The 15,426-nt window shown below is 60.4% G+C and carries 14 protein-coding genes; 3 read left to right on the top strand and 11 right to left on the bottom strand.

Features of this window, described 5'->3' with window-relative positions; all coding sequences use genetic code 11:
• Window positions 1–13 precede the first annotated feature (13 nt).
• From HU725_RS12575 to HU725_RS12565, 3 genes are read right to left on the bottom strand one after another with little or no spacing between them, the layout of a single operon-like run.
• The gene (locus HU725_RS12575; protein WP_060477015.1) at window positions 14–334 is read right to left on the bottom strand and encodes an NIPSNAP family protein; all 321 of its coding nucleotides are present in this window, start codon (window positions 332–334) and stop codon (window positions 14–16) included.
• Window positions 319–2,046: an FAD-dependent oxidoreductase gene (locus HU725_RS12570; protein ID WP_186477905.1), complete on the bottom strand. Its 1,728-nt coding sequence runs from the start codon at window positions 2,044–2,046 to the stop codon at window positions 319–321. Before HU725_RS12570 ends, HU725_RS12575 begins: the two co-directional genes overlap by 16 nt.
• Window positions 2,047–2,050: 4 nt before the next feature.
• A complete protein-coding gene (locus HU725_RS12565) occupies window positions 2,051–2,860 on the bottom strand; it encodes a shikimate dehydrogenase family protein (RefSeq protein WP_186477904.1) in 810 nt (269 codons plus the stop codon).
• Between the two features lie 144 nt (window positions 2,861–3,004).
• On the opposite strand from HU725_RS12565, the gene HU725_RS12560 reads away from it, so the two are divergent.
• Together HU725_RS12560 and HU725_RS12555 are read left to right on the top strand one after the other, a co-directional pair.
• Entirely contained in the window at window positions 3,005–3,775 is a 771-nt protein-coding gene (locus tag HU725_RS12560) for an IclR family transcriptional regulator domain-containing protein (RefSeq protein WP_186477903.1), read from the top strand.
• A gap of 119 nt (window positions 3,776–3,894) precedes the next feature.
• On the top strand, window positions 3,895–4,299 hold the full coding sequence (locus tag HU725_RS12555) for a DUF2251 domain-containing protein (protein ID WP_186477902.1): 405 nt from the start codon (window positions 3,895–3,897) through the stop codon (window positions 4,297–4,299).
• A 403-nt stretch (window positions 4,300–4,702) separates the two neighbouring features.
• Here the strand turns inward: HU725_RS12555 and HU725_RS12550 are convergent, their stop codons facing one another.
• The gene (locus HU725_RS12550) at window positions 4,703–5,929 is read right to left on the bottom strand and encodes an MFS transporter (protein ID WP_186477901.1); all 1,227 of its coding nucleotides are present in this window, start codon (window positions 5,927–5,929) and stop codon (window positions 4,703–4,705) included.
• Window positions 5,930–6,342: 413 nt separating this feature from the next.
• Here HU725_RS12550 and HU725_RS12545 point away from each other — a divergent pair, with 413 nt between their 5' ends.
• On the top strand, window positions 6,343–7,767 hold the full coding sequence (locus tag HU725_RS12545) for an aminotransferase-like domain-containing protein (protein ID WP_186477900.1): 1,425 nt from the start codon (window positions 6,343–6,345) through the stop codon (window positions 7,765–7,767).
• Here the strand turns inward: HU725_RS12545 and panB are convergent.
• The 7 genes from panB to HU725_RS12510 are packed head-to-tail and all read right to left on the bottom strand — an operon-like array spanning window position 7,755 to window position 15,394.
• Window positions 7,755–8,570: a 3-methyl-2-oxobutanoate hydroxymethyltransferase gene (panB, locus tag HU725_RS12540; protein ID WP_186477899.1), complete on the bottom strand. Its 816-nt coding sequence runs from the start codon at window positions 8,568–8,570 to the stop codon at window positions 7,755–7,757. The two genes, HU725_RS12545 and panB, sit on opposite strands and share 13 nt — an antisense overlap.
• Window positions 8,571–8,616: 46 nt before the next feature.
• On the bottom strand, window positions 8,617–9,870 hold the full coding sequence (locus HU725_RS12535) for an ATP-grasp domain-containing protein (protein ID WP_186477898.1): 1,254 nt from the start codon (window positions 9,868–9,870) through the stop codon (window positions 8,617–8,619).
• Complete coding sequence (locus HU725_RS12530; RefSeq protein ID WP_186477897.1) at window positions 9,851–11,098, bottom strand: methylaspartate mutase; 1,248 nt, start codon at window positions 11,096–11,098, stop codon at window positions 9,851–9,853. Before HU725_RS12530 ends, HU725_RS12535 begins: the two co-directional genes overlap by 20 nt.
• A gap of 3 nt (window positions 11,099–11,101) precedes the next feature.
• Window positions 11,102–12,595 (bottom strand): hypothetical protein, encoded by a 1,494-nt coding sequence (locus HU725_RS12525; RefSeq protein ID WP_186477896.1) that lies wholly within the window; start codon window positions 12,593–12,595, stop codon window positions 11,102–11,104.
• Window positions 12,592–13,830: an ATP-grasp domain-containing protein gene (locus HU725_RS12520; protein WP_186477895.1), complete on the bottom strand. Its 1,239-nt coding sequence runs from the start codon at window positions 13,828–13,830 to the stop codon at window positions 12,592–12,594. The genes HU725_RS12525 and HU725_RS12520 overlap by 4 nt, the downstream gene beginning before the upstream one ends.
• A 29-nt stretch (window positions 13,831–13,859) precedes the next feature.
• Window positions 13,860–14,318 (bottom strand): cobalamin B12-binding domain-containing protein, encoded by a 459-nt coding sequence (locus HU725_RS12515; protein ID WP_186477894.1) that lies wholly within the window; start codon window positions 14,316–14,318, stop codon window positions 13,860–13,862.
• The gene (locus HU725_RS12510) at window positions 14,315–15,394 is read right to left on the bottom strand and encodes an LLM class flavin-dependent oxidoreductase (protein WP_186477893.1); all 1,080 of its coding nucleotides are present in this window, start codon (window positions 15,392–15,394) and stop codon (window positions 14,315–14,317) included. Before HU725_RS12510 ends, HU725_RS12515 begins: the two co-directional genes overlap by 4 nt.
• Window positions 15,395–15,426 lie beyond the last annotated feature (32 nt).

Raw genomic sequence — 15,426 nt, 5'->3', positions numbered from 1 at the left:
CCTTATAGGCGTGCTATTTCAGCGGCGAAAAACCAGTGGGCCGCAGCAGCCGCGATTGCAGCTGCAACACGGCGCCCAATTCCCGGTTGCGCCGGGAAAACTCCGCCCAGCGTGGGTCGGCTGCCATCGCGGCACGCCGCGCCATGCGCTCGTCCAGGCTTGCGTATGCCCAGAGATGAACCACTTGGTTGACCTCGCCGAATTCACTGGTGAAAAAGCCCACCAGGTTGCCCAAATGCTCGCTTTGCACTTCAAGGGCGTGACGCTGATACAGGGCCAGCCAGTCCGCCATTTTCAGCGGGTCGAGGGTGTAGGTTCTCAGTTCGTAGTACACGTGGGTTGCTCCCGTTCAGTGGCTGGCGCCTGCAGGCGCGAGGCGATATGGCGGGCGGCGAGCCAGCCAAAGGTAAGGGCAGGGCCCAGGGTGATACCGGGGCCAGGATAGGTACCGTTCATCATCGAGTTCATGTCGTTGCCTACGGCATAGAGCCCGGCAATCGCAGCGCCGCTGCGGTTGAGCACATTGGCGTTGGCGTCGGTTAGCAGGCCACATGCCGAACCCAGGTCGCCAGTGTGCAGGCGGATGGCATAGAACGGCGCCTTGCTCAGCGGGGCCAGGCAGGGGTTGGGCTGGTGCTGTGGGTCGCCCATGTAACGGTTGTAGCTGTTGCCGCCCTTGCCGAACTGGGGGTCGATGCCGTTGCGGGCATCGGTGTTGAAGCGGTCAAGCGTCTGCTGCAAGACGTGTGGATCGACACAGATCGCTTGCGCCAGATCGGCTACGCTGGCGGCGCGGTGCAAGTAGCCGGCATCGATCAACGCGCTGTTGTCCACCGGCTTTGGCCGTGCCAGCCCCAGGCCATAGCGGTTCATGGCCCAGGCGTCGCAGATCAACCAGCAATGGCCAATGCCGTTGCTGAGCATGGACTGCACGAAGTGATGATAAGATTTGGACTCGTTGACGAAACGCCGCCCGCCAGGGTCGACTGCGATCACACCTGGCTTGGCGCGGTCGGTGACCAAGTGCGGGAAGCGTTCGCGCTCACCATTGGCATGGCGCAACTGCGATACCGGCGCCCAGAAAAAATTCGCCGCCAGGTCTTGGCCGTGCGCGGCGGCTACCGGCTCGCCCAGGCGCAGCGCTGCGCCATCATTGCTCGGCGGCGACATGCTCAGGTGCTCGCCGGCGGCATCGGGGCGGTAGGTGGCCGCCAACTGCCCAGCGGCAAAGCCCCCCATTGCGCAGACCACACCACCTCGGGCTTGTACTTCAAGGGTGCGGCCCTCGCGTTGGACGATAACGCCTGTGACCTCACCCTGTTCGATCACCAGTTCTTGCGCTTCACTGCGCAACCACAACTGGCAGCCGTGAGCGAAAGCGCTGCTGGCCAGCCGGGCGATCATTGCGTTGCCAGTGGTCAGGCGGGTGCCACGCGGGTGGTGCAGCCGATCCCACCCATAGCGTGCCATGAGCTTCAGGCAGTGCCACAGTGAAGCCGGCGAACGACGCAGGTTGAGAAAGTGCTGGATGTCCACACGGTTGACCATCATGCCGCCGAACAGCAGCATGCCTGGTGGTGGCATCTGTAGGTCCTTGAAGTGCGCGCCCAAGTGGCGACCGTCGTATTCGACCATTTCCAGCGCGCGGCCGAACTCGGTCGCACCGGGTTGGTCGGGATAGTAGTCCGGCGAGTGCGGGCGCAAGCTGTAGCGCAGTTCGGTGTTGCGCTCAAGCCATCTCAGGGCCTGGTGACCTTGCTCGATGAACGCCTCCACCAATGGCGGGTTGTAACCGCTGCCGATGACCGCCTTCAAGTAGGTACGCATGGCGTCTGGGGAGTCTTTGGCCCCGGCCGCACGGGCCTGATCGCTGCCGTGGATCCAGACCGCACCGCCGGAAATCGCCGAGGTGCCGCCAAAGCGTTCGGCCTTTTCCACCACCAGCACCTTGAGCCCAAGACGGGACGCGGTGGCCGCAGTGGCCAACCCGCCGGCCCCGCTGCCCAGGACAACCAGATCGAACTGTGTTCGTTCGCTAATGCTCATGGCCTCAGATCTCCAGCGGTGTGACGCCCATGAAGGCGCCGAGGTGGCCCAGCTGGGCGAAGGCCATTTGGGCCCCGGTCTGGATCGGGCAGCCGCGTTCACGGGCCTGTTGCAGCAGCGGGGTGATTTCCGGTGAAGTGACGACGTCAGCCACCAGGGTCGAGGCTGCCAGGGTTGCCAGCAGTGCCGAGGGCAACGGTAGCTCGCCGCTGCCCCCCATACCGACCGCAGAGGCGTTGACCACCAGGTCGAACCCTTGCAGCGAGTGGTAATCAGTCGTTACAGCCAGCTGCCCGAAGGCATTGCCGAGCATTTTACTCAGCGCCCCTACGCGCTCGGCGCAGGGGTCGCTGAGGGTGATGCCGTGGATCCCTGCTTCAGCCAATGCATAGGCGATCGCACTGCCGACCCCGCCGCAGCCCAGTATCAGCGCCCGCTTGCCGCTGGCTAAGAAGCCATGCAGGCGCGCCGCCCCCAGAAAACCTGCGCCATCGACGTTGTCGCCAAGCAGCCGGCCATCGGCTTCGCGTCGGATCACGTTGACCGATCCCAGCGCCTCGGCCCGCCCACTCAGCGCATCTAGCCGCGGGGCCAGCGCCTGCTTATAGGGCACAGTGACCACGCAGCCGCGCAGGTTGCGCCAGCCACGCAAGCTATCGACGAACGCGTCCAGCGCGGTTTCCTGCAGGTCGATAGGCAGCATCGCCATGTCCAGGGCTTGGTTGGCGAACCAGGTGTTGAAATTCTCCGGCGACTTAACCTGGGCGATCGGCGAACCGACGATGGCGACCAGTTCTGTAGAACCTCGGATCATGCTGTGCTCCATGATGCTGTTGTTATGGGAGCCAAGCTTGGCGAGGCGACCAGCATCGGGCAATGCGCTAATCGAGGGTTTGATGCGATAATCGCACTCACGATTCGGTAATCGCATTAGTCGTCAATCAGCACGAGCTCAACCATGCCCCAGCCAGACATTCACCCTCGCGATCTCATCGCCGGCTTGCAGAAAGGCCTGGCGCTGATGCAACTGTTCACCACCGAGCAGCCACGCTTGAGCGTGCCCCAGGCGGCCAGGCAGTCAGGCTTGACCCCAAGCGCCGCCCGGCGTTTTCTGTTGACCCTGGTACATGAAGGGTTTGCCGAAACCGACAATCGGCAGTACTGGCTGACGCCCAAGGCCTTGCGTATTGGCCAGGCCTATGTCGATTCGGCGCAATTACCGCGCATGCTGCGGCCGATCGTCGAGCAGGTGGCTCGGCAAACCCAGGAGCACGTATCGGTGGGCAGCCGTGACGGCGACGAGATCATTCATCTGGTACGCAGCCGTTATAGCCACATCGCATCGCTGTCGATCCGCCCGGGCTCGCGGGTGCCCATGTACTGCACCGCCAGTGGCAGGGTTTGGCTGGCATGGCAGCCACAGACGCAGCTGGACGACTACTTTGCGCGCAACCCGTTGGCTGCGCTGACGCCCTATACCCTGACCGACAAGGGGCAATTGCGCGCGCAGTTGCAGCAGGTGCGCGAGCAGGGCTACAGCATCGTTGACCAGGAATATGAAATCGGCATGCGCGTACTGGGCGTACCGCTACTGGACCGCAGCGGCACGCTCAAGGCTACCTTGACCATCACCACCCATGCCTCAAGGCTGAGCATCGAAGAAATGCGCATGCGCTACCTGGCGACTTTGTACGAGGCGCAGGCCTTGCTCAGGCCGGTACTGGATTGAGCCAACAAGCCTATGGCGCCCGCTGTGCCAGGTCACGGGCCAGCCAGTCGGTTTCCCTTGCGGCCAGTGTCGGATGCTGTGCATGATCAAGGCCCAGTCAATGGAAAAGGAACGCCTGCATGCCTGCCTATCTTGCTGCACAGAACGAGTTATTCGTAGGTGATGGGTTGGTGCTCGAGGCGCCGGCCGGGGAAGGTACGTACGTCGTGGTGTTCGAGGACGATGAGGAAACGGGCTATTTCTACGCGCTCGATACTGCCAGCACTGGCAACCCGATCCAGACCGCACTGCACATCTATGACGTGGACAGCGTCGCAGATAAGGACAAACCCTCGCAGGTCAAGATTGCCTGGTCCGAGGACCACCGCAAGGCTTTGCTGCTAATCAATGACTATCCCCATGCGGTCTTCGACTTCGAAGCCAGGCAAGGCCAGTGCCGTACCGGCTTCCCGCTGCCCATGCACAACGGCTGGTCGCAAACTGGGCAGCAATGGGATGACAGTGCACTAAGGCATTTTGCCTGATGGGCTGCAAAGGGCGCTGCCCGAGGGTTTGGCATCAAGCCGGGGCAATGGGATCAGTTCGTCTGGCTTGGAGCATTGGCCCGCAAGTTCCGAGCGCGCAGCCTCTGCCAGCGACTTGGTCGCGTAACTCGGCGTGAGGCGTAATTTTTCCTGATTGTCGTAGATGTCGTAACCGCACGATGCGGCAGCGGCAAAAGACCGAGATCCAGGTTGAACAAGTGCTTTTTCCATGGCCACAGCCGGAACGATCACGAATCTGGATTGCATGATGTGTGCCTCCCCAGGCAGATACCTTAGTATTAGACTCAAGCCTGGGAGGCATCAATATGACTCATCGGGACGAATCAATGGCGCGTCGCGACACGCGCCCCCGACGAGGTTCACCGCAAGCGTTTGCCAGGCCTCAGCTGCCTTGCACCGCCAGGCTGTTGCTGACATTACGCCCCAGTACCAGCACCGTGACGAAGCCGCAGCCCACCAGCGCGGTGGCCAGGCTCAGCAGCACCGAACTGCCCAGCTGATCGACGATACGCCCGCCAAAGAACGAACCCAGCGCGATGATCACCTGGAACATGGCCACGAACAGCGGCATGCCACGTTCGACATCCTTGGGCGCCACCACGAACATCCAGATGCTGGAGCAAGCCGGGAACGCGCCGAAGGCGAAGCCCCACAACGCGATCAGCGTCGCCGCACCTGTCAGGCCTGTTGCAAAATAAGGGAACAACGCAGTGCTGACGCCGATCATGACCGCCACCAGCATCAGGGTATGGCGCACGCTCTGATTGGCGGCGTAGCCTGCGAACAGGTTACCGATCACGCCGGCCACTCCGTAAAGCAGCAGCAGCGAACCAATGGTCGAGCCATCGAAGCCCGAGCTCTGCTTGAAGAACGGGGCCACGTAGGTGTAAGCGGCAAAGTGCGCCAGGCCGATCAGCAGCACGGCAATCAAGCCCACCCGTGCTTGCGGGTTGATGAACAGCGCCGGCAGGTCGCGGATGTGAATGGCTTTGTCCGGGTTCAGCCGCGGTAGCAGGAGCACCTGCGCCAAGACAACCGGCACGCCGAGCAGTGCGGTGACCAGGAACGTCATGCGCCAGCCCATCAAACCGCTCAACCAGGTGCCCACCGGCACGCCCAGCACCGTTGCCAAGGTCACCCCGGCCATGATGATGGACGTGGCCCGGGCCACGCTCACGCCATCAGGCGCCAAGCGACCGCTCAGGGCGATGGCCGTGGCCCAGAAGCCACCGATACTGACCCCCAGCAACACACGCCCGAACAGCAGCAGGCTGAAGTCACTGGCATAGGCCACCACCGAGTTGGCGATGATCATGATCAGTGTCAGGCCAATCAGCAGATAGCGCCGGTCCAAGGCACCGATGCCCACCGACAGAAGCGGTGCCGCCAGTGCAGCCATGATGCCGGGCAGGGTCACCATCAAGCCGGCATGGCCGGCGCTGATGCCCAGGTCGCTGGCCACGTCGTTGAGTACGCCGACAGGCAGAAATTCGCTAGTGACCAGGGCGAAAGCGCCCACCGCGACCGAGAGGATCGCCAGCCATTGCTGTTTGACGCTCTGTTGATTGTGTTCGGGAAGGCCTTCAGAGGCCGGTTTGACGCTTGGCATGCTGCAAATCCCAAGGTGAGGTCGCCGGTTGCCGGCGAGGGGGAGGAAAACGGATGGCGATTATAGAGGCCGGCCTAGTCAGGCAGAGAGGCGCGGCGCTCGATAGTAATCATCAGCCTGATCGATGGAACGGCCGGGTTAGACGATCGCATGGGCTCGAGGCGTAGCGACAATGGGCTTAGCGCAGCGAAGCAGGAACGCCGTAGTACCCACGTCGCTTTGCCCGGCAAGCTGGCCCGTCTTGAGACCAAGAAAAATCGGAAACCGTCCAGCTACTTGTAGTCCTTTTCCTGATTTTGCGCTTCGGTAGCGCATCCGTTGCGACCGCAGAGACGGGGGGCTAGTCTGCGCGTGTCGCTGCGCATCAGCACCACTTTTGCAACTTCTGCGCTTTCTTCAGGTGATTCATCATCATGAATGCGAACAAAACCAATAAATCCAACTTTGCCTACCAAGCCGTCTATACCTACTTGCTCAATTGGATTGAAGCGCTGCCGTCTGATGTTGAGCAGCGCCTGCCGTCGCTACGGCAAATGGCCCAACGTTTGAATGTTTCGCTAACCACCATCAAGTATGCCTATTCGTTGCTTGAGGATGAGGGCCTCGTGTACGCGCGCCCTAAGCTCGGCTTTTACACTCGGGTTTGCCGCTCTGTGCTGCCTATCGAGCGGTCGGCGAGTTTACTCGATACCGTTTTTTCCAGCGCTCGTCAGCCCGGTATGTTGGCGCTGAGCAGCGACGCTCCAGCCATGCTGCTGTCACTTGAACGTCCACTGCTGATGATCGAGCGTGAACTCGCACGGCGGTACCCGCGCTCGTCCGCGCCGTTGTACCAACCGTTTGGTGAGCTGGAACTGCGCAGCGTCCTGGCGGATCGTTATACCCGTTCCCCTCACCGCTGCTGGCAGGCCGAGCATGTGTTCATAGGCTGCGACTTGCGCAGCGTCCTGGAATTGTCGCTGCGTGGCCTAAGCCTTGACGGCAAGGTGGCCCTGGTCGAGTCGCCATGTAGCTGGGTGGTGCTCAGGCAGTTGCTTGCGGCAGGCATGACTATCATTGAGGTTCCTTTGGCTGAAGATGGCCGGTTGGACCTACTGCAACTACGTCGGGTGCTCGACACTGAGCCGGTGAGTGTGGCGTTCTTGTCGTCTACTACGAACGTACCGCAAGGCGGCATGGTGTCGGCAGCGGACAAGCAGCAGGTCTGTCGCTGGCTCGCAGAACACGATGTATGGCTGTTCGAGAACGACAGCTATGGGGAGTTCTGTTTCCAGCCTGCCGCAGCGCGTTATCGAGATTTCGCCAACCCTGATCGGCTCTTGGTGTTCTCTGCTTTCGACAAGGTGATAGGTGCCGAAGCACCCTATGGTTACCTGCTCTGCCGGGGGCACACCGAGCAACTGCGGCACCTGTTTCTGCAGCGGGCCTTTCGCTTGTCGCCCATACGCCAGAAGGCAATTGCCAAGCTGTTCACCACGCGTCGGGTCGAATTGCATGTAAAAGCGCTGCACAAGCTGCTTCATGAACGCATGCAGCACATGAAGGCCTTATTGAAAGCCCACGGTCAGGGCTGCCTGCGCATCATTGAACCCAAAGGGGGCGCGAGCTTCTGGCTGGAGTCGAACCGCTCGGTGGACATGCGGCGGGTCTTCGAGCGGTTGCTATCGCAGGGCATCGTCATCGCGCCAGGGGAAATTTTTAGCCAGGCTGGTCTTTGGCGCAATCACCTTCGCCTTTGCTACACACTGGACTGGGACAAGGACATCCCCCATGCGCTGCGATGCCTGGTCAAGGCAGTGCAAGACGAGGCTGTTCGAGGCAGGTTTCAAACGCCGTAACAGTGATGCGTTTCAGGGAAGGTACCGTCGCGTACTTCATTCGCGAAACGGGTACAGGCCTCACGGATTACTTCTGCAACGTCCGCATACGGCTTGACGAAACGCGGAACCTGATCCCCGGTTAGGCCCAGTAGATCTTCGGTGACCAGTACCTGGCCATCGCACGCGGGTGAAGCACCAATGCCAATGGTGGGTTTGTCGGTGGCTTGGGTAATCTTCCTGGCCACAGATTCTGCAACACCTTCAAGCAATAGGCCGAACGCACCGGCCTGCAGACTGGCACGAGCATCGCGGCACAAGGCCACGCCGCTCTCGGGGCTGAGTCCCTGTGCCTTGTAACCACCCATTACATTCACGAATTGGGGCATCAAGCCGATATGCGCCATAACCGGTATTCCCCGCGCGACAAGAAACTCCACAGTACTGGCCAAGGCCTGGTTGACCTCCAATTTGACGGCGTCACAGCCGGTGTCGGCCAGTACTTGGGCGCAGTTTCGAAACGCTTGTTCATGGGATTGTTGGTAACTGCCGAACGGCATATCGGCGATGACGCAGGCCAGTCGGGTGCTGTCGACCACTGTTCGGGTATGAGCGATGGTCTCTTCCAAGCGCATGCTCAAGGTACTCGGGCGACCGTAACCAACCATCGCGGTGGAGTCACCGACCAGGATGAAATCGACCAAGGGGTCGATCACCTTGGCGATCGCGCTAGAGTAAGCCGTCAGCGAAACGATCTTTTGCTGGCCTTTCATCGCCACCAGTTGTGGGACCGTCAGTCGCCTGTTACGAATATGCGTGCTCATAGATGTGTCCTTCATGATGAAGCGGCCCGATGAACAGGGCGGTCGTTTAAAGCCAGTGCTGCTCCCAAACCCGCCAGGCGCCATGGTCCTGCTCAATGCGTTCCGGGTCTGGGTGTACCAGGAACACGGCACCGGGTGAACTGTTCAGGTCGATTGTCGGCATCAACGTACGACCGTCCGCAAGGCGCCACCGGGCGCTGTTGAACGATGCCAATGAGTTCAGCTGAGCCGACACTCGACTTACCTCAAACACGCGCTGGCTGCGGGCGATCAGGTTCAACGTGCAAGCTGCTTGCAGCCGCTGATAACGGCGGGGGTGCCGGCTCAGGCGGCCTGGGTTGAGGCAAGCTTGCACTGTCAGCCCGACCTGGTCCGCGCCGGTAGCTGCACGCAGCGCGGTGGGGTTGGCCAGACCTGAAAGGCGTGCGCCAGTCTCAAGTAAGCGTGGCCCCTGGCTGGTCAGGATGACCTCAGTGTGGGCAGGGCCCTCGGTGATGGCCAGGGCATCGAGCACCCCCTCCACATAGTCAACCAGTGTCGCCAGGCAAGGATCATCCTGATGCATCAGGTATTCGCTATCGTAGATCTTGCGTCCCTCGCGACTTAGTGTCTTGCTGCACCGCCAGGCATCAGTCAGCCAGTGCTGGCCTTCGTGGCTGACGGTGTTGATTACGTATTCATCGCCTTCGAGGAAGGTTTGCACGAGCAGCTCATTGTTTGGGCACATCATCAGGTTGACGTTACCGAGGATAGCATTCGCAGCCTCGCGAACTTGGCTGATGTTCTTGCAGATGAACACCTGATCGGAGCCGGCACTGTCCAGGGGCTTTACGACTACGCAGTTCGAACCACGTGCCTGGAACCATTGGCAGGCCTGTTCGGCATTGCCCGTACGCAGTTGATCCGCTACTGGTAGACCGGCAGCGGCGACTCGTTCTGCCATCTGCGCTTTGTTGCGCCGAGCGGTGGACAACATTGGGTCGTTACCTGATAGGCCTAAGGCTGCGGCAAGGCTGTCGGCAAGCTCGATGCCGAACTCGCTGCCGGTTAGCACGGCGCTCGGCTGCTGGGCGGCCAAAGCCTGGCACAGATAATCGAAGTTCCCATCGTGCAGGTTATAGTGCGCGATGAATAAATGCTCTGGGCAACTGGCTGCGAACGCGGGCGGCATCCCACGCCGCGACGCCACGTGCAACAGCGGTCGATGTTCGGCCAGGGCGCGCGCGAGGATGGCACCAGTGGAGTAGGCATCCACGAGCACGATTGGGCGTTGGATGGGGTCAATGCAATGGTTTGTCATAGCGATTCACCATGTAATTCAACATCTGGGATAGCTGATCGGCACGGACTTGGGTCATACGCCTGTTGTGGCTGGCCAGCGGCAGTCTGCCGCAGCTGGCCCAGCGCAATGCGCCTTGATCATCGATCAGCGTGCGAGCACGCCCGCCATTGTCTGGGTGCAGGCAATAGGGGATATCCAGCAGGCCGCGGGCGAAGGCTTGGACCAGGGCGGGACCGATGTCGCCACGCAGGTTGAACACCGCATTGAGCAATTGCCTGGTTTCGATCAGGATCTCTTCATAATGGGACTGACTGGTTGGCTCCAGTGACGGGTTGCTGCGTGCCGCAGTGACGCTGGCCAGCTTCAGAGCCCGCAGGTTGTCGCGTATCGTAGGAATTTGCCGGGCTTCTGCCACGGTCTTGACGATGAGCCGTTCGCAACCAGTAGCCTTGGCCAGTGTCACGCTGTCAGCGATTAGCCGCCTCGCGCCGTGCACGGTTTTTGGAAAGACGCCCATGTAGGTGTACACCACCACATGCCAGTGGATATCGCCCAGTAACTCCGCTGCCAATAAGCGCAAAGCACGCAAGGCGCCCTGGTCTTGGGCTACGCTGGTGCCCTGGGTATAACTGATGGACACGCTGCGGATGCCGTGCTGACGGAAGAAAAGGGCTTCCAGCAGCCCCACCGTCAGCAGCATAGAAGGCGGGCACAGCTGGCCGAGCAGGCAGCCGCCAAAACTTTCGATGTGCCCGTGAGCGCAGCCTTCGGCAAGCAACTGGCAGCTTTGCGTCCAGGCGTCCACAGCATGGCGCAGCGGCATGCGGCTGTAGGGCATGCAGTAAGACACCGGCCCACCTTCCGTGGCTTCCAGGCCTACGGCAGTCATACGCTTGAAAATGCTCTGCGGCTTGGCGGTGCCATGGCGAACCTGGATAGGAAAATCCTTGCCGTGCAACCCGTTGAGCATGTTGCGCAGGGCATCGGGCGGGTGGTTGATAATGGGGAATCCGTTAAGGGGGCTGCCATTGTTCAGACAGCGCTGCGCGCCTTGGTAGTCGCCGACCCGCGTGTAGCTGTCCAGGGTAATGGTGCCCAGCGCGCCCGGATGGCGTGATACGGCTTGGAGCCCTAAACGCATACTCGTGATATCACCGAAGCCCATTCGCGGTTGCACCACCAACTGTCCGCGCGCACGGGCGCGTTCGATGAATGATTGAAAATGGCTGCTGGAAAGAGGCGGCATTGCTCAGCGTCCCGACACCAATTCGACCACTTGCAAACCGGAAGTCGGGTCCCGACGAACGATCCGGCCTTTATGCGGGTCACCTGCGCGCACACGAGCGATCAGCGAGACGTCGCTGTTGAAATCGACTGGTTCAAGGCGGTACAAGCTCTGTAGCGCTGTCAGTGGCAGGCCGCTGACTTCGCTGAGCCAGCTTTCCAGTTCGTTGTCCCTGAGCTCATCGGCCAGCATCGCATGCAGGTCGTCCAGGAGCGCAACCAGTGATGGGTGACGCAAGCCTAGGTACATTGCTAAGCCACGACCACGGGCGACGAAGGGTGAAAACTGCATGCAGGTCAGTTGGACTTCAGTAAGGTTCAGCGCACTGGCAGCAAAGTCGTCGGCCAACCTGCGGCGTGCCTTTTTGCCCGTTGAGCCAGCGTAGGGGGCTAAGGCCAACTCGATCAGGCGTTCGGGCATTTCCTTCTTGCGCATCAACGCTTTGGCCAATTCCAGGTACTCAGCCACACCTTCGTCGTAGCCGCGGCCTTGAACGTACTGCGCTTTAAGCCCGCGTAGATGGGCCATCAACATTGGATTCGCGCAGTCCGATTCGGTAAAGCTGAAGGCCGGTTCCTCAAAACGGAAACCAAGGAAGTCGGTGATCAGCTCCCAGTGGTCGTCCACTCGATAGCTCACCAGATCGTAGATGCTGATGAACGCAGGTTCAGCCTCGACCCCGCCAATGTTGACCCGACGCTCGGCGAGGGCTTGGTCGAAGCCTTCGCCAAAAAGCTCGATGAAGTAGGCTTGGGCCACGCCGTCCAGAGCCTGCAACAGGCCGCGCAGCCCTTGATCTCTACATGCGTTGATATCCAAACCAAGGCTTTGCGCCAGACGCATGATCCACGTGAAATAGTGCTTTTGCTCCTTGCGTGAGTCGCCGGTGACGACGGCGTCGACGCCCCCTTGCCACCAGGCAGCACGGCCATAGAAATCGGCTACTGCGAGGTTGCAGCTATTGCAAAAGGTTGGGCGTCCGTCACCAGCGGTGCGATGGCCGTTCATCAATACGTCGAAGCGATTCATCGCCCGTACATTCTCAGGCAACGGTAGATGGCGCTCGAAAGTACGGATCTGTCGATGATCGACTAGCAGCACCTCAACTCGCGGGTCGCAATACATCTCAAGGGCTTGGTAGACGCGATCGATATTGGCCATCACCGCGTCCGCTACTCCAGCGTGGCGCATGGTGGCAACACGCAGGTGGAATGTGTGGTTGGACACCACAGCTAGGTACAACTGCACAGCGCGCATTAGCGACACCGTGTAGGCGCTGTCCTTGCCACCGCCGAAGGCAACCATCAACCGAAATTCGCGGACTTGTGAGATGCCTCCGGCGGCGTCGATGAGGCGGTCGCTGATGACCCGCACAGCAGAGCGGTCGTTCGTGCTCAAGTAGGCGCTCAGGCGCTTCAACAAGGCCTCGTCCTGCGCATGGCGGGCAAAGTCTTTCATATCGGTTTCACCTCTAGGCGGTAGTGGTCGATGACGTGTTGTATATCTCGCTCGATCTCGGGCTGGCTCAGGCCGGTAAAGATGAAGCGCCCGCCTTGCAGGGAGTCGTAGCCGCCGCCGGCGTCCAATATCTGGCCAGGTTGAGGAAGCAGCTCGCGCCAAAGTGAGGCTACCTGGCCGCGTTGCGAAGGTGCCTTGAGTACTTTACTCGGCACTCGCTGGGGTTTAGGGATGATCAGCCAACCACCGCTGGGATCGCCTTGAGGTGCGGGAAGCTCGGTAGCACCACCTACAAGGTGTTTTAGCCAGTGCTCGTAAAGGTTGACACCGAACACCTTATTGATGAGGTGCGGTACTTCACTGCCGCCCACTCGTGCCCCGACTTCGAGAAACACCAGGCTTTCATCGGGGCACACGAAAAGCTCCAGATGGAAGGCTGTGTCATACAGCCCCAGCGCTTGCGAGCACTGGCGGCTGAAGGTCTCGATACGGGTGCGCAAAGGCGAGCGTTGCAAAAGTACCGAACCCAGCGGGTGGCCGTGGGCGAAATCCAGGCAACTATTCAGGTATCGAGATACTGCCTGGAACGGTATCTGGCCTGCGGCATCGGTGTAACCGTCGACGTGGTACACCTGGCCGTTGATGAAGGTTTCGACTTCGTAGCGCTGCAGATCTAAATCCTGCAATGCAGCACGTAATTGCTCAGCGCTGTCGACACGTGCCACACCCATGCTGGCGGCACCATCGACGGGCTTAACGATGAGCGGGTAGCCGACCTGCTCAGCGAAAGCCAGGGTGTGCTCGATGCTTTCACAGCGAATGAAGGCTGGGACTGGTATCCCGCACTGGCGCACGATCTGCTTCATGCGTGCTTTATCGCGGTAGACCGCTACTTGTTCAGGACCTTGGCCGGGAATGTTCAGTGTCTTACGCACCTTGGCGGCAATCTCCAGAGTGAACTCGGAGAGAGCGATCAGAAGATCGACCGGCCCGACCCGCTCGACCACTTCGCTTACAGCGGCCAGCAGTTGTGAGTACTGGTTGACGTCCTCGACCTGCACAAGATGGGCGATGTGCGCGCGAGGGGTCAGTACGCCGAGGCTACCAGGGCCATCAACCACGTAGCTGATGCGATGAGCGTGATGATCAAAGAATTCTTCGTAACGGGTAAGTTCGTTGTCCCAGCGCTGACTGTCTTTGAAGCGAGGCCAGCGGTTGACGATCACGATATGCATGGCTCATTCCTTGGGAAGCGTGGGATAAGTCAGAACCAGTTCGGCACGGTGCCTGTCCCGAGCAACAGTGGATGCTGGTGCTGGTTCAGCTTTTGCAGGTGACGGTCGAACGTATCGAGCGCGTCCGCTTGAGTGAATACCGCGTCGAAGCCTGCGGCCAGCAACTCGGCGCCTACCTTTTGGGTGTGCGCTTGGCTTGTGGTCAACTTGCCGCCAATCACTACGTGTAAGTGGGGGTGACGCTGGCGCAACGTGCGAATCAGTGCCAGTCCTTGGGAATAGCCATGGCCATTGACGCTGCTGATCACTAGCAGGTGCGGGTGGCGATGATGGTCGAGAGCGTCTAGCACGGCCTGCACTGGCGTGCAGCAGCCCAGGTTGAGCACCTGCCAACCGCGCTCGGCCAGCCACAATTGCAGGTAGACCAAGTTCCACATGTGCGAGTCGGACTCGACTGTTGCCAGTAGGCAAAAGCGTTCGGCTATCATCGTGTTGACTCACGCTGGCGCTCTAACGCTGCTTCCAGTTCACGCAGTCGCGGCAGGACGTGTTGGCAGAAGCGGCGCATTTCGTCACGAGTCGGCCAGCCCGAGAAGATGAACTCGCTGACCCCAACCTTCTTGTATTCCAGCAGGTAGTTGGCTACGTCCTCGTAGCTGCCGACTACGCACAGTGCCGGCCCGCCCCGATAGGGCACAGCGCCGGACCAGAGCATTGGCGATAGCCAATCGTCGCTGGCACTTTCGGCAAGGCGAAAAGATGTCTTGACTGCCTCGGAATCGCAGCGCGCGACAAACTGTCGAACCCATTCATGATGCTGCTGGTCTGGGTCCGCCATCATCCCTTTTACCGCTGCCAGTGCTTCGTTGCGGGTCTCGCGCGCCAGTACGTGCATGCGGATACCCACCGAGCAACCGGCTTGCAGCACGTCGTGCGACGCGGCCGCGATCCCTTCGGGGGTATCGCCGTATCGCAGCCAACAATCGCTGCGGCTGATGGCCACTTGCCGGGCGATGGCGGACCCGCCGCTCAGGTAAAGGCGAGGGCGCTCGTGGTCTTTGTAAGGCAAGCCCAATTGAGCATTCTTCAAGCGGTAAAAGTCGCCATGGTGACTCAACGGTTGTTCGCCACTCCAGAAGCGCTTTAGGACATCAATGAATTCGCAGCTGCGGGCATAGCGTCGGTCATGTTCTTCGAAATCACCGTAGAAGGCCTGTTCGTCGGGGGAAATGCCAGCCACGATGTTCAGCGCGATGCGCTTGTCGGCCATCCATGAAATCGTGTTGACCACCTGGGCGAATAAGGTAGGGTGCAGAAGGCCTGGCCGATAAGCGAGGATGAATTTGACGCTGCCGGTTTCGCGCACCAGCGCGCCGATCATCGGGAGCGGGTCGGGCATGTGGTAGCTAATGCCCATCAGCAACGAGTCGATGCCCAATGCTTCGGCTTCCTGGGCGAAGTCGACGATACCGGCAAAGTCCAGGCGCCCGGTGTCATACTTTTCGCAGGCTTTATGCTGGCCGCTGTCCAGGGGCGAGCACCAATGAATGCGTAATGAAGTCATGCGTGTCTCCCGATGTTGCCTGCCAGGAGGGC

The organism is Pseudomonas promysalinigenes (genome assembly GCF_014269025.2).
GTDB lineage: Bacteria > Pseudomonadota > Gammaproteobacteria > Pseudomonadales > Pseudomonadaceae > Aquipseudomonas > Aquipseudomonas promysalinigenes.
This window is presented reverse-complemented; position numbering and strand designations above follow the sequence as displayed.

Excerpts from the sequence above, each read along its gene's own strand:
- HU725_RS12570 (WP_186477905.1), bottom strand. The coding sequence starts at position 2,046 with ATGAGCATTAGCGAACGAACACAGTTCGATCTGGTTGTCCTGGGCAGC.
- HU725_RS12565 (WP_186477904.1), bottom strand. The coding sequence starts at position 2,860 with ATGATCCGAGGTTCTACAGAACTGGTCGCCATCGTCGGTTCGCCGATC.
- HU725_RS12560 (WP_186477903.1), top strand. The coding sequence starts at position 3,005 with ATGCCCCAGCCAGACATTCACCCTCGCGATCTCATCGCCGGCTTGCAG.
- HU725_RS12555 (WP_186477902.1), top strand. The coding sequence starts at position 3,895 with ATGCCTGCCTATCTTGCTGCACAGAACGAGTTATTCGTAGGTGATGGG.
- HU725_RS12550 (WP_186477901.1), bottom strand. The coding sequence starts at position 5,929 with ATGCCAAGCGTCAAACCGGCCTCTGAAGGCCTTCCCGAACACAATCAA.
- HU725_RS12545 (WP_186477900.1), top strand. The coding sequence starts at position 6,343 with ATGAATGCGAACAAAACCAATAAATCCAACTTTGCCTACCAAGCCGTC.
- panB (WP_186477899.1), bottom strand. The coding sequence starts at position 8,570 with ATGAGCACGCATATTCGTAACAGGCGACTGACGGTCCCACAACTGGTG.
- HU725_RS12535 (WP_186477898.1), bottom strand. The coding sequence starts at position 9,870 with ATGACAAACCATTGCATTGACCCCATCCAACGCCCAATCGTGCTCGTG.
- HU725_RS12530 (WP_186477897.1), bottom strand. The coding sequence starts at position 11,098 with ATGCCGCCTCTTTCCAGCAGCCATTTTCAATCATTCATCGAACGCGCC.
- HU725_RS12525 (WP_186477896.1), bottom strand. The coding sequence starts at position 12,595 with ATGAAAGACTTTGCCCGCCATGCGCAGGACGAGGCCTTGTTGAAGCGC.
- HU725_RS12520 (WP_186477895.1), bottom strand. The coding sequence starts at position 13,830 with ATGCATATCGTGATCGTCAACCGCTGGCCTCGCTTCAAAGACAGTCAG.
- HU725_RS12515 (WP_186477894.1), bottom strand. The coding sequence starts at position 14,318 with ATGATAGCCGAACGCTTTTGCCTACTGGCAACAGTCGAGTCCGACTCG.
- HU725_RS12510 (WP_186477893.1), bottom strand. The coding sequence starts at position 15,394 with ATGACTTCATTACGCATTCATTGGTGCTCGCCCCTGGACAGCGGCCAG.